10 protein-coding genes are annotated in these 16,082 nt (G+C 43.9%); 1 reads left to right on the top strand and 9 read right to left on the bottom strand.

The window, feature by feature from the left end:
* The first annotated feature begins 60 nt into the window (after positions 1-60).
* Entirely contained in the window at positions 61-1,119 is a 1,059-nt protein-coding gene (locus tag MSG38_RS02270) for a HEAT repeat domain-containing protein (protein ID WP_248400894.1), read from the top strand.
* A 147-nt stretch (positions 1,120-1,266) separates the two neighbouring features.
* Here the strand turns inward: MSG38_RS02270 and ggt are convergent, their stop codons facing one another.
* From ggt to MSG38_RS02225, 9 genes are all read right to left on the bottom strand, one after another.
* On the bottom strand, positions 1,267-2,997 hold the full coding sequence (ggt, locus tag MSG38_RS02265) for a gamma-glutamyltransferase (protein WP_086967900.1): 1,731 nt from the start codon (positions 2,995-2,997) through the stop codon (positions 1,267-1,269).
* 261 nt (positions 2,998-3,258) lie between these two features.
* Entirely contained in the window at positions 3,259-4,350 is a 1,092-nt protein-coding gene (locus tag MSG38_RS02260; protein WP_052879655.1) for a hypothetical protein, read from the bottom strand.
* Between the two features lies 1 nt (position 4,351).
* On the bottom strand, positions 4,352-4,828 hold the full coding sequence (locus tag MSG38_RS02255; RefSeq protein ID WP_017094534.1) for a hypothetical protein: 477 nt from the start codon (positions 4,826-4,828) through the stop codon (positions 4,352-4,354).
* Between the two features lie 9 nt (positions 4,829-4,837).
* A complete protein-coding gene (locus tag MSG38_RS02250) occupies positions 4,838-8,041 on the bottom strand; it encodes a response regulator (RefSeq protein WP_059018677.1) in 3,204 nt (1,067 codons plus the stop codon).
* Between the two features lie 213 nt (positions 8,042-8,254).
* Positions 8,255-8,629: a hypothetical protein gene (locus MSG38_RS02245; protein WP_050621561.1), complete on the bottom strand. Its 375-nt coding sequence runs from the start codon at positions 8,627-8,629 to the stop codon at positions 8,255-8,257.
* Between the two features lie 108 nt (positions 8,630-8,737).
* Positions 8,738-10,876 carry an ATP-binding cassette domain-containing protein gene (locus tag MSG38_RS02240; protein WP_248400893.1) on the bottom strand — a complete coding sequence of 713 codons (2,139 nt, stop codon included), beginning with the start codon at positions 10,874-10,876 and terminating at the stop codon, positions 8,738-8,740.
* Positions 10,873-12,459 carry an ABC transporter transmembrane domain-containing protein gene (locus MSG38_RS02235; protein ID WP_248400892.1) on the bottom strand — a complete coding sequence of 529 codons (1,587 nt, stop codon included), beginning with the start codon at positions 12,457-12,459 and terminating at the stop codon, positions 10,873-10,875. Before MSG38_RS02235 ends, MSG38_RS02240 begins: the two co-directional genes overlap by 4 nt.
* Positions 12,449-13,873, bottom strand: a complete 1,425-nt coding sequence (locus MSG38_RS02230) for a TolC family protein (protein WP_248400891.1) — start codon at positions 13,871-13,873, stop codon at positions 12,449-12,451. The genes MSG38_RS02235 and MSG38_RS02230 overlap by 11 nt, the downstream gene beginning before the upstream one ends.
* Positions 13,848-16,079, bottom strand: coding sequence for a response regulator (locus MSG38_RS02225; RefSeq protein WP_248400890.1), 2,232 nt, complete (start codon positions 16,077-16,079; stop codon positions 13,848-13,850). The genes MSG38_RS02230 and MSG38_RS02225 overlap by 26 nt, the downstream gene beginning before the upstream one ends.
* Positions 16,080-16,082 lie beyond the last annotated feature (3 nt).

The raw sequence follows: 16,082 nt of genomic DNA, 5'->3' as shown, positions 1-16,082 counted from the left end.
ATAAATTTAATCAGATACGAGTCTAAGGACAGGCTAAGTTCTCCAGTTTAAGGTAATACTATGATGAAGAAGAGTTTAGCGACGGCTGTTGCTTTATTGGTTTCAACGTCCGCATTGATTTCAACGTCTGCGATGGCTGCGAATAGCGTTCAACAAACGGTTGACGCGCCAGCACAAAATATCAATCAAGTGCTTGAAATGACGGACACTCAAACCCGCATTCAACAGTTGTCTTACATGGCACAAGATCAGAATCAATCTGTTGAAAATCGAACTGGAGCACTGCAAGAGCTTACTTCATACCCAAGCCAAAATGCGCTGGTGGCGGTGGCAAGAGGCTTAAAAGATCAAAACCCTGAAGTGCGTGAAGCGGCGGTTATCGGTTCTGAACCTTACCAACTTGAACATCGTTGGGCATTAGTTTCACCTCTGCTAAAAGATAGCGATACCATGGTTCGCCATACGGCAACGTCAAACCTAGTCCGCGACTTCAATGCATTAGATGATGAACAGAAAGCACAAATTGAACCACCAGTCACAGAGTTGATTAGCTTCTTGGAAACGCAAGAATCTGAAAAGTACCAATTACTGTTTGCTGATGTGCTTCGTTGGCACAACGATTGGGATAAGGCGGAAACGGTTTATCTAGAGCTGATCAATACGCATCCAAAAGAAGCGCAAGTTTGGTTGAGCTACGCAGATAATTTTCGAGCTCAGAACAAAGATAAGCAAGCAGTCGAAGTATTAGATCGTGGTTTGGAGAGCGTGCCAAACAACGCCGCTCTGCATTATTCGAAATCGTTGACTCTGGTTCGCCTTGAAGACAAAACTGCGGCAGCCAAAGAGATTGAAGTGGCTGCGAAGCTAGCGAAAGATAACAGCTACTACTGGTACCTAAATGGGGTATTACAAGAAGAGTTGGATATCGACAAGTCCACTAAATCGTTCGAGAAAGCATATTTGATCTCTGGTTCTCCAGAGCAGTTATACGCGGTCTGCGATATCTACGTACGCTACGGCAATGAAAAGACCGATGATTGCTTGGGTGAGCTAGGTAAAGTGGCTCCTGATTATGTTATTGATCAGTTGAAAGAGAAACGAGTAGCGCCAAGCTCATAATATCCAAATGAGTAAATAGCGAAGCCGATAATGAAAAGCCAGTCGACACGTTCGACTGGCTTTTTCGTGTCCATGAACTGCTTAGACAAGGTTCAAGCAACTAAAGACAAAATAAGGGCAAGCCTGTTACTTGCCCATTTCGTTTTATTATTCACCCATAGAGCTTGATGCACGGCGTCTGTCGGTCGCGCCATAGATCTTGCCATCTTTGACTTCAATGGCATTCAAGCCACTGACGACTGGAATGACATGCACCGGATAACCGAGCTGCATGAATTCTGGTACTAGCATTTCAGCGTAAGTTTTCTTTTCGACGAGTAAACCCGTTGGGTCATAAGGTTTGGTGCGATCAATCTTGGTGCCGTATTGGATGTTTGGAAGGTCAATGGCTTCTTGCGCGGACAGATCCCAATCGAGAACACCTACTACGGCTTTCAACACGTAACCCGGAATTTGCGAACTGCCTGGAGAGCCGACAACTAAACGCAGGTCATCTTTTTTATCCATAACCATTAACGGTGTGATGGCGGAACGAGGTCGCTTACCTGCTTCGATGGCATTTTGAGTCGGTTTACCGTTTATGGTGGGTTTGGTGGAGAAGTTCGCCATTTGTGCGTTAAGAATTACACCATCGACCATTACGCCTGACCCCATACCTGTGCCGACGGTGCTAGTCATAGCAATGGCATTACCGTCTTTGTCGATAATGGATATGTGCCCGGTATCTTGGCTCTCAAAACCTTGATACTGAGCGTAATCAGTATTGGATAGCTTGCCTGCTTTCGGGTTTGTTTTCGCAATGCCACTCTCTGGAATGAGCTTACGTCGCTCATCGATGTAGGCTTTGTCGAGTAGGGCAGCAACTGGCGCTTCGATGTAATCTGGGTCACCGGCATAAGCGATGCGATCGGCCTTAGCGATTCTCATGGCTTCGGTCATCAAGCGCCAAGGTTCAACATCGGTTTTGGACATGTCTGCTAAGTCATAGGCCTCTAACATTTCAAGGCTTTGAGCAACCATCACACCACCAGAGGCTGGATAACCAAACGAGACAATCTTGTTGCCTCGGTAGTCGCTTTCGATAACCTCACGTTGTTTCACTTGGTACTGTTCAAAATCTTCAAGAGAGAGCTTAGCGTGGTCGGCGTCGATTCGACTGTTAACCGTTTCAACGATGTGCTTACCAAACTCGCCACCATAAAGGTACTTATCGCCTTGTTGGGCAATGTTGCTAAGAGTGTCAGCAAGCTTAGGGTTTTTCATCAATGTGCCGGTTGGTTTGATTTGGTCGCCATTCCAATACAGGGCTTCGATTTCTGGATCTTCAATCAATCGTTCTTGTTCACGAACCACGATGTCGTAGGTGTAGCTGTTCATCGCGTAGCCCTTGCTTGCCAGTTCAATTGCGGGTTGAACAAGCTCAGACCATGGCAGTTTTCCGTATTGTTGATGAGTGCTATAGAGCAAACGAAGTGTGCCGGGAACCGCTACAGAACGAGCCCCTAAAATCTCGTTTCGACTTAGCGCTTCTCCATTTTCCATGAACATGTCTGGAGTAGCAGTTGAAGGGGCTTCATCTCGTCCATCAAGTGCGAGGAATTGATCTTTGTCTTTTTGGTAAAACAGCGCAAAAGTGCCGCCGCCAATCCCAGTCATATCCGGTTCAACCACAGACATTGTCATCTGCATCGCCACCATTGCATCGACTGCATTACCGCCTTTTTTGAGTATCGAATACCCAGTGCTGCTTACGTATGGATTCGTTGCACTTACCATAAACTCTTCGCCAGTTTCGTCTGGCGTAATTGGAAAAGGATTTGGCTCAGCCGCGAAACCGACCGCTGAAACCAAACTTAAAGATAAAGTAGCTATTCGCATGCGTTCTCCGTTTAAGGTATCTGTTTATTCGCTTTTAGGTTGACCAAATTAAGGTAGTGAAGTTCGTGACTTTACAGCCTTCTTACACAATGCTGACGGCTCTGACATTAGTGACTAAATCACCTAAATGTTTCTGTATTAAAGGATAGTTAAGATCAATGTTATGGCTGTTTAAGCATGACAATTCAAAGACATAAAAAAGCCCAGACTGTTTGATTAGCTTGGGCTTTTATTTCTATTGACGATGATTTTTACGCATGATTAGAAAACGAAACTCAGCATTATGGTGTAAAGGACGGCATCTTTGTCATCAAAGCCAGTGAGCGCGTTAAAATCTTCGACAAACGCACCGTTTGACTTGCGAGCTTCGAAGTATTGCACTTCACCATTGATAGAGACGTTTGGTAACACATCGTAATCCACACCAATTAGGTAGCTGTTTCCTGTTAGGTGTTCGTGAGAATCAAACTCTGCTCCGTAAACGACGTATGGAGTGAATAAATCTAGTCTATAGCCCAAACTCGCGTACATCGAGGACGAGAAGTCACTGATCTGTCCTTCACTTGCAAGCACCGCTTGACCTAATTCATACTCAGCACCTAACGACCAAAGTTGAATGTGTTGGTTGTCTTGTTTGCTACTGAATGGAGCTGTTATCGAAGTTCCAGGGATTGTAATCGTGCCAGAAACGGTTTGATCAAAATTGGAGTCGAGGAATGACAAGTTCCAACGATAGTTTTCACCGCTCAATTGAAGATTGGCACCGAACATTCGGTTGGTTTCAAATTCCAGCTCTGTACTCGAATTAAAGTCGACTTTGTTTTTGTCTTTTACACCGAAGAAAGGTGAGAGCAATAGCGTTGCTTCATCACTGACATCATAAGTCCAGCTCACTTTTATGCCGTTGAAAGCTGTGATTCCGAGAACGCTGTTATACACCTCTGTCGGTGGCCTTGCTGTCATATAGGCTTGGCCCACATAGTAGTACTCAGAGGCAAGGAATAGTGGCAGTCGTAATCGACCAACGCTGACATCAAAGTCATTAAATTCATAGCCTAAGTAAGCCCACTCTAGCTGCGGTTCACTCCAATCATATTGGGGTGGCTTGACAACTTGCACGGAAGCTTTGAATGAGTTGTAGAAGTAATCGAGTTGAACACCAAATGTGGTATCACAGTCGTAACAGCTCTCATCAGTAAAACCGCGGTTGATGATTAATGGATTATCGTTATCCGATGTTGCCCAAGACGTTGAGCCAAAGCCACTCAAGGATAAATTATCGGTAAGTTCGATATTCGCAAAAGCCGGAGAGGCCATTGAGGCACATAACACTGACGTAATTATTCTTTTCATATTATTTCTCCGAACTTATAACGTAGAGAACGTTGGCATTTTGAGGAACCGAAGAGAGTGGGGAGTAACCAATACGGTTTGGTTTGTCATCAAGCCAGTCCACTAAGCTGTCGGTTGATGCCGTTTTGATTTCTCTTGGATAACGCGCTTTTCCTGAAAAAGATAACCCAGCCCAATGTGCATTCATTTGAGCGGCATTTTTTCCAAGTAAAAGCTGATAAAATTGTTCTCTCTCGGCGCTGTTCTCAGGCCAGTCTGATAGTTCTACACGTTTGCCATTGAGGCGCTTGGTTTTTCCTCGGTATAGCTTTCTTGCTTTGTTTATCGATATCTCTTCAAACCCAGAGTCTAAAGAGAATATGGCGTAATCTTCTGCGGCATGAGCGGGGCTGAGAAGGAGTAAGCTTCCTAACAACCCTATCACTGCGGGTAGCAGCGCTCTGCACGAGAGTGTTTTAATTGTTTTGATCCAATCCATTGGTTTCTCCTAACAAGTCGCACTTTCTATTTGGTGGAACAGTTTTTCTTTTCTTACGGGCTTCGCTACGTACCCATCCATTCCGGAATCAAAGCACTTTTGAATATCATCATCGATAACACTGGCGGTTAACGCGATAATAGGAGTTTTGCTTAAGCCTTGGTTTTTCTCGTGTTCTCGAATCTCCTTAGTTGCGGTGAAACCGTCCATAACAGGCATCATGCAATCCATCAAAATAATGTCGAAGCTACTGTCGTTCTGATACATATCAACGGCAATTTGTCCGTTGTCTGCAATTTCAAAGGCGTAACCGGCTTTTTTAAGCATCACTGAAGCGACTTTCTGGTTCACGCGATTATCTTCAACAAGCAATATCTTTTCTGATTTGCTCGGAATTGCGTTTTGTTCCGCTTCTTCAGGCAAAGTACGTTTTGTCGCAGCCCCGTTGATAATCGGAGTGACAGTTGCAGGTTGTGTCTTAGGTTGAGCTTTATAGGAAGCTGGTAGTGGCATAGCTTCGACCGCGGTGAGCACTTTCTCCTTAAGCATCTCGAACTTGAATGGCTTTGGTACATAGTCATCCATACCAACGTCGAAACATTTCTGAATATCGTCATCGATGACACTGGCGGTCAATGCAATGATAGGGATGCGTCGCGTCGCTTCTGTTTCTTTTTCAATTCTTCGGATGTTGCTTGTCGCATCAAAGCCATCCATAACCGGCATCATGCAATCCATGAGTATCGCCGCGTAATGAGGATTAGCGGTGAACATGTCGATAGCTTCTTGACCGTTATTCGCAAACTCGAATTCAAAACCACTCTTTCCTACATGAAGACCCGCAATCTTTTGGTTGATCTTGTTGTCTTCAACGATAAGGATTTTGTGTTGGATCTCAACTTGTGGCTGGCTTGCCTCAGATAGTTCCGCCAAACCTCGTGTATCACAAAGCTCAATAGCTTTAATTAAACGCAAGCCGAGTAGGGGCTGTGCGACTTGTGCTGTAACGCTGTCACCAAGATCCGCTGGCTCACTTAAGAAGGAACGTATCAAACAGATTGTGATGCCGTTTTGGTGCAGCTTAGCTAAGTTATCTGCGTGGGTATTAGCTAGGAATGCGTCATCTTCGGCGAAAACGACAGTGATAGGTTTAGTGTGTTTTTGAGTGGAGAGCTGCTCTGTAATTGCCGTTATATCGTTCGTTTTATCGGTAACCTTCAAACCATAAAGGTTAAGGTCGGACTCGATTCGCTCGGAGAGCATGTTTTCGTTACCCAGCACATAAATATCAGCCATTGCTGCACTTGGTTTTGGCAGTATCAAGTCAACAGGCAATTCCAAGTCGAAGTAGAAACAACTCCCTTCACCTTTAACTGAGTCGAGTTGAATTTGACCACCCATCAGTTCAACCAACTGTGTACTGATGGCTAGACCAAGACCAGTACCACCAAATTGACGTGTGGTTGAATCGTCTTCTTGAGCGAAGGGTTCAAATATCTGTTTTTGTTGCTTTGAATCGATACCAATACCCGTGTCTCGTACAGCAAATCGAATTGTGGCATTGTTATCTGCTTTGTTGAGCGTTTGGATTGATAAGGTGACGCCACCTTCTGCAGTAAACTTCACCGCATTCGACATAAAGTTCATCAAGATTTGTCTTAAACGGTGATCGTCTATCATCACGCGTGCCGGTGTGTCTGGGCTGATATCTACGTTAATCGATATTTTTTGTTCTTTGGCTTTTGGTGCCACAATAGAGGCTATGTCGTAAATCGATTCTCGAATTGATGCTGAATGAGGGCTGATCAAGAGCATGCCAGATTCGATCTTAGAGAAGTCCAAAATGTCGTTAATAAGGCTTAATAGCAGTTGAGAAGAAGTCTCAATGGTATCGACATAATCGCGTTGTGTTGGTGTCAGCGGTGTATCAGACAAGATCTCAGAAATACCGATAACGCCATTCAATGGAGTACGAATCTCGTGTGACATGTTAGCCAAGAAGCTACTTTTGGCCTTACTGGCTTGTATCGCGTGATCTTTTGCTTCTTCAGCGTCTTCTTTAGCTCGCTCGGCGTCTTCTTTTGCTACCGTCAATCTCTCTTTCGCGAGTTCTCGTTCGATGGTCAATCGTTCAACTTGTTGAGCAAACAGACTGAGTTCATCTTTACCTTGGATTAATTTATCTAAAGAAGGGCGCGTGTCATCATTTTCGCTTTTTAAGAAGGCTAACACCAAATTTAGGTTGTTAGTGACTTGTCTGGCCAAGCTAAGGGTTAAACCCATAACAATCGCTGCCAACAAAGCGACGATTGAAATAAACAGGGTTCGCTGTATTTGCGCGTCATAGATGGCTTGCTCAACTTCTTGTTGAAACTCTTGCTTGATTACGCCGCCAAGGCTTTGTAATAAGTTGAGTCGAGCGCTCATCGCTTCTAAGCCAACAGACACTTCTTGTGGCGTCAGTTGGCTGATTGCATTTAGGTCGAGTAGCGCGCTTCTTATCTCTTGGCTTTGAGCAAACACATCATTTCGAAACACTTCAACCATCAAAGACACTTGATGTTCGTTGGCGTTCAATGAAACAAAGCGCTCTAAGAACAATTGTTGTCTTTCACTCAAGGTTTCGATTTGTTCTGCGAGTTCTGGGTCGTACTCTTGGCTGCTTTGGAATATCTCAATCAGTGAACTACCAAGCTTGAACTCTTCATTCGACCAAAACATCAACCACTCAAGTTGTTGAAGGGCAGTGAGGTGCTGTTGAATTTCACGTTTAGTGTTTTCAAAAGGGACCTTCTCTACTTCAAGTAACAGTTGCTTGTATAAATCGCTCTGCCATTCGAGGGCATCCAATTTATCGTAAGTGTCAGTCGCTTGCATCGTCGATAAGGTCGCTTCGCTGAAATCGGCAACAAGTTGATTCATTTCATCAGATGCGTCTAAAAAAATGATGGGAGACAGGTTTTTTAGTTCTGCCTTTACTTGATTGCTTTGAGTCGCAAACTCTTCAGGGCTAGACGCCAAGGTACTTCTATACAAGACAGAAATATCTTGAAGATACACAGATAACTGATTGGTTCGTTCAAAATCGGTTAACTGAGTCGTTAATATAAAAGCCTGTCTACCTGCTAGGAAGAGTAATAATGAAATGGGAAGTAGAACTAAGCCAAAGAGTTTATGTTTGACTGAAAGGTTATTCCAGACCGTAATTGCCATATAAGGATCCATCCAACTGTCGTTATATAAAAACAGTAGAATAAAAGTTCCGATATGGAAACTTTGAAACGGTAAATTTTACGTAAGTGTGGGAGGGGTATAAGTTCTTGTGATTCCAGAGCTTATTTTGAAATGCGTTCTTTTATTAGTAATTTATAGCGTTTGGCAGTTTGTTTAATTTTATGCTTATTGATGAATAACTTAAAAAGCGTATTAATGAGGACGATTGTTATCGAGGCTTAATTCGAAAAGAAGTTGCTCTAAAACCGTTTTTGCAGAGGGTTCTAATGTCCAAATACCGAGCATTCTGTTTAGTGCAGCGCGATACACTCTGTTTTTGAGTAGGAAGGCGAGTGTGCTCGTATCGTTGTTAAAAACGTGTGTTTGTATGATTGTGAGCTCTGGTTTATTTGCGATTTCAATTTTCTGTAGGTTAAAAGCAGGCAGGAATGAACACTCGTACCAAATCTCAATGATCTCTCGAAGTTCGATTTCTTCTTCAGGCACGTCACAGCCCTGAAATATATGATTCTCAGGAATTGCGGATAAGTAAGCTACATCAAGCTTGTCTGCAACGAATGTGTACATTTTCTTCCTTGTTACCTGTGGTATTGGGGCGAATCATCTCTCTCACTTATGATTTTGTCAATTACATCCATTTCCCTAAATAGCGAATTGTGACTAAGCGTTGAGGTTTTAGCTCAAGCTGTTTAAGTATTTGTCTGTTAAGCCAAAATATTTCAAATTCCCATCCGGCTCTAACACTAAACTCATGTTTGATGTTGCGATCAAACCAGGGTCATTAGTCGAAAAAATCACGGTTTTATTCAACAATTTATCGGAGAACAGGCGATTAAAGTATTGAGCGTTTTCTTGCTCTGCACCGTTGAACGGTTCATCAATGATAATCAGAGATTGCTCACAGTTACCTAGGCCAAGTGCCAAACGCAATTTTTGTTGAATTCCATTCGGGAGACTTTTGCATTTATCCACGCTTAACTGAGTAGCCAAGCCTTCAGGAAGCCATTCATCTAATTCAAAGAAGCTGATCATCTCTTGCATCTTGTCTGTTGGAATCAGCCCGTTGTGTAGAATGAAGTTGGTCTCAAGTGAGCCTTCAAAAATATGTAAATTGAAAGGAATGTAGTTAATCGACGTGCGATAACGGTAGCTATTGAACTGTTTAATGTTGTAACCATCGACAGACACAGCGCCTTGATAGCGGTCTTCTAACCCAGCAATGATTGAGATTAAGGTGGTTTTGCCGCAGCCCGTAGGGCCACAAATGACCACTTTGGCACTGGGTGGGATTTTGAACCCCAAGTTAGTTAAGCCGGTTGCTGCTCCCGCGTATCGGTGACTGACACCGCTGCCCACGATGCTGCCTTGGAACTGGCGAATAGGTGGGCTTTTTTCTAAGGTCAATTTGTCGTCATTCATCGACATTAAATTGTTTATCTGTGCTGATGAAGCCTTGATCGATTGGAACTTGGAAATTGAGTTATAGATACCCATGATTGGGCCTAACGCTTTCCAAACCAAAATTACGGTTGCGAGCATGGCACCTGCATCAGAAGTACCTTCCATCACGCCGATTACCGCGGTCACGATACTTGCTGTACCAATCACTTGAATCAAACTGCCGCCAGCGGCCTGAATCTTACTGTTCGTTACGGCAACGTTCTCTGCATCGCTGGTGCTTTGCATGTGCGATGCACTGAATCGAGATTGAACGACACGAAGTAAAGGTAGGCCTTGAATGGTCTTGATACCACGAAGGATTTCGTTCCATTGATACGAGACCATAGCATTGGCGCGCGAACTTTTGGATGTGGCTTGCGAGTAGATATAGCGCGAGTAAATACAGAACACTAGCATCAGTATTAAACCACCCATTACCACCAATGCCGCTGTACCAGACATCAGAGCTATGGCGATGATAAATACAATCACAAACGGCATATCAAAATAGCTGAGGGTTGATTCTGCAGTCACTAAGCGTCGGAACGTATCGATATCTTTCAAACGAGCTAACTGGGAAGATACCCCAGCTGTAGATGTCATCGCATAAGGTAGCCACAGTAGCTTAGATATAACGGCTTGCGAGATGTGCACGGCGAGATCTTTACCGGAAGTGGCAATGATGTTGACCCGCATTTTCTTAAAGAAGTATTCAGAGAAGCCGACAATGATGGCAAACAGAGTCAACCAATACAGTGTCGCCTCAGAACTCGAAGTCAGTGCGAAGTTATATACACTCATAATAAAGAATGGCTGCAGTGCACCGAGAATACTGATGACGAAGCTGAGAATGATCAGGCTTTTAAGTTCATTGTTATAACGATAGAAAGCGTATTTAATCCAATTACTTCTGTCTTGCGATTCCGGAGGTGGTTCGCGGAACAGACGAGAATATTCGCTAATCGCAATCAGCAAACAGGGCTTTTTACACATTGGGTATTCAATGGTGTTGTTGTTCGTATAATCAAACAGCAGCAACTTTCCATCTTTGGTGCCTAAGAAGATCGCACTTAGATTTTCTATTTCAATAAAGCATGGGTGAGGGTGCTTATCGATATTCTCGAGTGTCTTTAGCTTAGTCACATCACAGCGATACCCAAGGCGCTCTATGGTTGCTGTAAAGCTGTCGCCATCTTTGGGTTTTGGAATAAAAGCATCGCTGAGGATTGCGGGCGTACCTTCCCATTCCAATGCTATCAAGGTGTAAGCTAATCCGCGAATCAGCGGCGACTGACCGTAACGTTCATCATAACCACTTGCTTCAAAGTCCAAAACTCGCTGCGGAACATTGTTGAAGTCAACTAGGATACTCATTGGTCACCTCCGGTAAGTTTTACACGTTTGAGGCGGTGGTTAAGTTTATCCATTTTATTGCTGGCGATGATCAAGATTTTGTCATTGGCGCGATAAGCCGTACTGGTGAGAACGACTCTCGCAAATTCCTCATCAAACACACAATCGATGTCATCGAATATCAATACACGCTTACTGGCGAGCAGGGCGCGAACTAATAATAGGGCGTAGCCAACTTGGCGAGAGAATGGGTTACGCATATGGCCTTTGAGTTCTGTATAAAAACCGGCAGGAAGCCCATCAATTTGAGCTTTGATGTTCATGGTTTCACACAGTGCAAACGCCGTGTTATTCAAGCTTGGGCGGAAACAGGTGAGGTTATCGATAATCGTCCCTTCTACGAACGAACTGGTCTTGTCGACCATCAATACACTGTTACGCCAAACGTTGTAATTGACGTCATCCAAAGGCGTGTCGTTAATCATGATATCGAGTTTGCTATCACTGTTCTGACGCGTAATACAGTTAGCGAGGTGGGTCTTACCTGAACCACTTTTCCCTGTCAGCAAATAGGCTTGTCCGAGTTCGAACTCGATACGCTGCTTTTCAGAATACTTAACCGAAATACGTTCTACTTCTGTTGTTTCATGTTGGTGCTCCACAGAGGCTGCTAATTCAAGGAGATCAGCGATACGTTGGATATGGAGTTTGTTTAATTCCCAGCGGCTCGCGGTGCGCATTACTTGCTGGTAAGGCGCAAAATAACGGTTGGTTAGCATGATGATGGCGGCCATGATGCCTTGACTCGATTCCATATTGATTACTGCAGTCGCCAAGACCACTACAACGCAAGCAATGGATAGCTGTTGAATTAGCGCCAATATTAGGCTGAAGTTTGATTCAATCTGCTCATATTTGATGTTCTCCACTTCACGCTCTTCGACCATTTGTGTCATCAGGCTTTCAACGCGGTATTCCATGTTTCGTGCCTTGATATCAAGCGGGCTAGAGATGATCTCAATGATTTTGGAGGTAGTTAACCCTTCGATGTCTGACTTATTCTGCAAGCTACCAATTTTCTGTTTGGAAAGGCTCCAAGCGAAAATCGCTAAGACAGCCGAGGCAATTAGAAGGGTAATGCCAGCCCATATGTTGATGAGACCGATGATAAGTATAGTAATCACGCTAACAGCAAGGTTGATAAGCGCTCGAACCGATTCACCACCAAAGAAGGTCTTAAGTTCGGGAATCGTTGAGATTCGTTCTAGGTATTCGCCTGGCTCCAAACGGCGGAATTTAGAGATCTCCGCCAAACAAATGGATTGGAATACCTTGTTGGTTAGGTTGGTTTCAAACTGCCTCATGATGACGGAAGATATCTTCTCTTCCTGACTTTTTAAGTGGTAGTCGAGGAAGATGGAAATCAAAATAATCGCGAACAATAAGAACAGAGTATCTTGTGCTTGGTTGGGTAACACACGGTCAAAAATGATCAGAATAGAGAAGGGCAGTACCAAGCCAAACAGGGTCGATATTATCGTTGAGAAAGTCAGATAACACTTATCTGCCATATTTATCTTTTGCGAAAATTGCTCAGTTTGCATTGCGACCTCCTTTTCTCAATGACTCCGTTGAGAGAAGATGTTTTGGCACCAAATCTTGATTGTCGCGACCTTCAATATCGCTCATTAATTGCATCACGCTTTCGATAGATTGAATTGAGAGTATTCCCTTAATTTGCTCAAGCTTGATGGTCTCGATGATGTAGTCGTATCGCGCGCTTTCGTAGTCTCTCAAAGCGCTGAACAGTTTACTTTCCGCCGCCAGCAAGTCGGTGATGGTACGCGTGCCTAATTGGTAGGCTCTTTGGATCCCTTTATAAGACGCGTAGTTGGCGCGAATGATGTTTTCGTAACTGCTTATAGATTGCGAGAAATCGTTAATGTTGAGCACTGAGGTATTCACGCTGTTACGTGTGGTATAAAGCGAATCTTGGTAAAGCAGTTCAGTACGCTCGATGGCTGTTGATGACTTCTGATAGCCGTAGTAATCAGAGCCACCGGACAAGATAGGCACGGCGAGGTTTAAGCCAACACTGGTTGAGTTACTTTCACCTGTAGCTGTAATGTCGCTTTTGTCGTAGTTATTGGCGTCATCGTGTCGATAGCTGGCTGAAAGCGAAACGGTCGGTAAGAAGTTTGAACCGCTCTCTTTTAAGCTTCTGCGGCTTCTCTCTACGTTTTTCTTTGCCACCAACAAGTCGTTATTCAGCTTTAACGCCTGATCCATGATCGTGCGTTGCTCGGTTTCGTTTATCTCTTTTAGCGGCACGCTTTCGTATATGTCTTGCGACGGAGTGATAGGGTATTGAATTTGAATAGAGAGCCCGTTGAGAATGACACGTCGATCTTTTTGCAAGGTTCTTAATCGGTTCGACACGCCTTCTTTCTGAGCAATGACTTCGTACAGTTCACTGGCTGCGGTGTTACCTAGCTCTACATTACGTCGCATTTGATGTTCACGCGTTTCAGACGATTTGAGCTCAACCTTAGTCGCTTTAATTTGGGCGTTGTTTTTTAAATACTCAAAGTATTGAGAACCGATTTCCGAAATGGTGCTTTGGATTTTGTTCTCGTGTTTAATCTCTTCGATATTGAAGTCGAGCTTTGCTGTCCCATATTTGAAAATGTCACCAAGATTGAATATGGATTGGGATAAAGAAAGACTGTAGCTATTTGAGTTATAGCTAGAGGTTTCATCGGGTACGCTCGATAGCAAGGTTTCATTCTCGTTCCATGTGGTATCGGCAGCACCATTGAGTGAAGGCAGAAATTTAGAGCGACTAATACCAATGTTGTACTCGTTTTCTTCCACGCCCTTATCACTAGCGCGAAGAGACAGGCTGTTTTGCAGGCCGAGCTCTACCGCTTCAAGCAGGGTAGTCGCCGATGCTGAAGGTGTCGTGCTTAATATAAGCGCAGCCATGATGCTGCTAGTTAAGTTTTTGTACCGCCACATACTTGTTGATCACCTTGATGATTTGGTCGCTTTTATAAGGTTTGCTGATCACGTAATCCATTCCGGCCTCAATACAAGCCTGGTGTTCGTTACTGCTGGTCAATGCGGTTGCACCTATGATGGTGCAAGGGTTCTTCTCGTTTTCTTGTTCAAATTGTCGAATACGTTTTGTGGCTTCAATGCCGCCCATACCCGGCATGATGCAATCCATAAAGATGATGTCAGAACGTTTATTCATGAAGTGCTTCACGGCATCGGCGCCATCGCCAACCATGTCTGGTTCATATTCTTGCTTGGTAAGAATTCGTTTCAGTAAGATCTGCTGAACTCGGTCATCCTCTACGATAAGGAACGAGCTGTTCTCCATCTGTTCTTCCGATGCTTCCGCTTCCATAATGGTGAGTAGGTTTGGAATGAACTCGTAAGGGATAGCAGGAGCGTTGATGATTTTGTCGACGAAGCTATGGCACTCTTGAGCTTGCTGAGTGTTGGTCACTGACAACAGTAACTTGGTGTTTGGGTGGTTCTTAAGTTGAGATTTCACCGTCTTACTCAACGACGGCAGTTTGTTGGGTTCAAAGGTATCGGTGAGCATAATCGCATCGTAATCACCGAACGTTTTCGCCGCTGAGAAAAGCTCATTTGCAGTGCGAATCTCGGTGATATCAAGCCCCAAGTTACTGAGCATTTTTTTCATCACATCGATGCGAACTTGAGTATTAGCACACAAGAGTAAACGCTTGCCATCAAAGCGAGTTTTCTCTGTGTGGAAGTTCTTAGCCTTAAGATCCAGTTCAATCTGGAAACGTTCCTGAGCCCCTGACTGGAACCAGTGACTCTCGTAATAGCCGTAATCCTTCAGAACGCTTTTCGATAAGTCATCTGTGCTGGCTGTATGGTCTTTGTGGGCGCTCCAATGGAGTTTGTTGAGCTTGGCAACAGAGACATCCAACGTTGATAAGAAGTTGAGGTTGATGGTGACACGGGTATTTTCCATGTCTGAAGCCGCACCTGATTCAATCGTCACAAACAGTTTCTTATTTGATTTGAGTTGAATAGCGTTAGAAAGTTGAAGGAACAGTATCCAGAATAAGCTGGTGGATTGGCCTGCAACACGATTCGGTAAGTTGTCAGAGATAAAACAGTCAAGTTCGCCTTCATTTCGCTGAATTTTTGCGCTGATATGAATCATCAATTCCGACAAGACGTTGAGTAGTGAAAATTCTTTCGATTTACTTTCCGTACCCTGTGAAATCAAGCGATTATAATTTTCTGCTAACTCAGATAGTGTGCTACACGCAGAGGTAATATCCTTCGCCATCAACACGCCGTTTTCATCGGTTTCTTGAACCAGATATTGGACGCCACCGTTGATGGTGTTTGTAATTCCGCGAATCTCATAACCGATTAACGCATACAACTGTTTGTAGAGATCGTTATTGCGCTTTTGGTCTTCTAATTTACTGAAGATAAGTTTGAGATGAGAGTAAATCTGACGCTGCTTGGGGTTGATGCTCACTTCATTAAGAAGCTCTTCAAGACGTTGTAAATCTAGCTGCTTCAGCTCTTGATACAGGGCATCGAATTCATAGTCGATTTCGCGTTCGTTCGAGCTGGATTTCTTCAGTTTCAACATAGCAACTGAGTTGGATAGAATCGTAATCACAGCCAATATAACGACCACCATAAACAACCAGATAAAGAACTCGTTTTTCTCAGACATTAAGTCATTCGCATGGTTGTTAAACATGGTGCGATAGTTGTCATCCATCTTCAGGTAGTTATTGGTCAATGAAAGGTACAAGCCCAATACGTCGTTACGTGTTTTCGAGCTATCAGAGAAACGATTAATCGCCAATTCTAGTTGTGTGTATTCAGTTGCCCCAACCAAGCTGAACTCGGTTTTGTTCAAAGAGGCTAAAGAGCGAAACTCATCAATTTCACGCTTCAAGTTAACCAGGTTGAATTCGTTAGTACCGCAAGTGTTGGTACTTAAGCACTGCTGCAGAGTTTGAATATCTTGTTCTATGGTCTGATTAAGCTTCTGAGCTTGTATGAGCAGTGGGGCGCTTTGCACTTGTGCTACTGAGTCTACTTTTGACCAAGAAAAGTATAAATAGAAAGCGAGCGCAGCCAATACCACGCTAAATAGTATACTTAGACGTAGAGCGGGTACGGAAATATTGTACGAAGGTTTACCGCTCATTGA

The organism is Vibrio sp. 1CM24A (assembly GCF_023161725.1).
GTDB classification, from domain to species: Bacteria; Pseudomonadota; Gammaproteobacteria; order Enterobacterales; family Vibrionaceae; genus Vibrio; species Vibrio coralliirubri.
The sequence above is the reverse complement of the archived record's forward strand: the minus strand, read 5'-3'. Positions and strand labels throughout refer to the sequence as shown.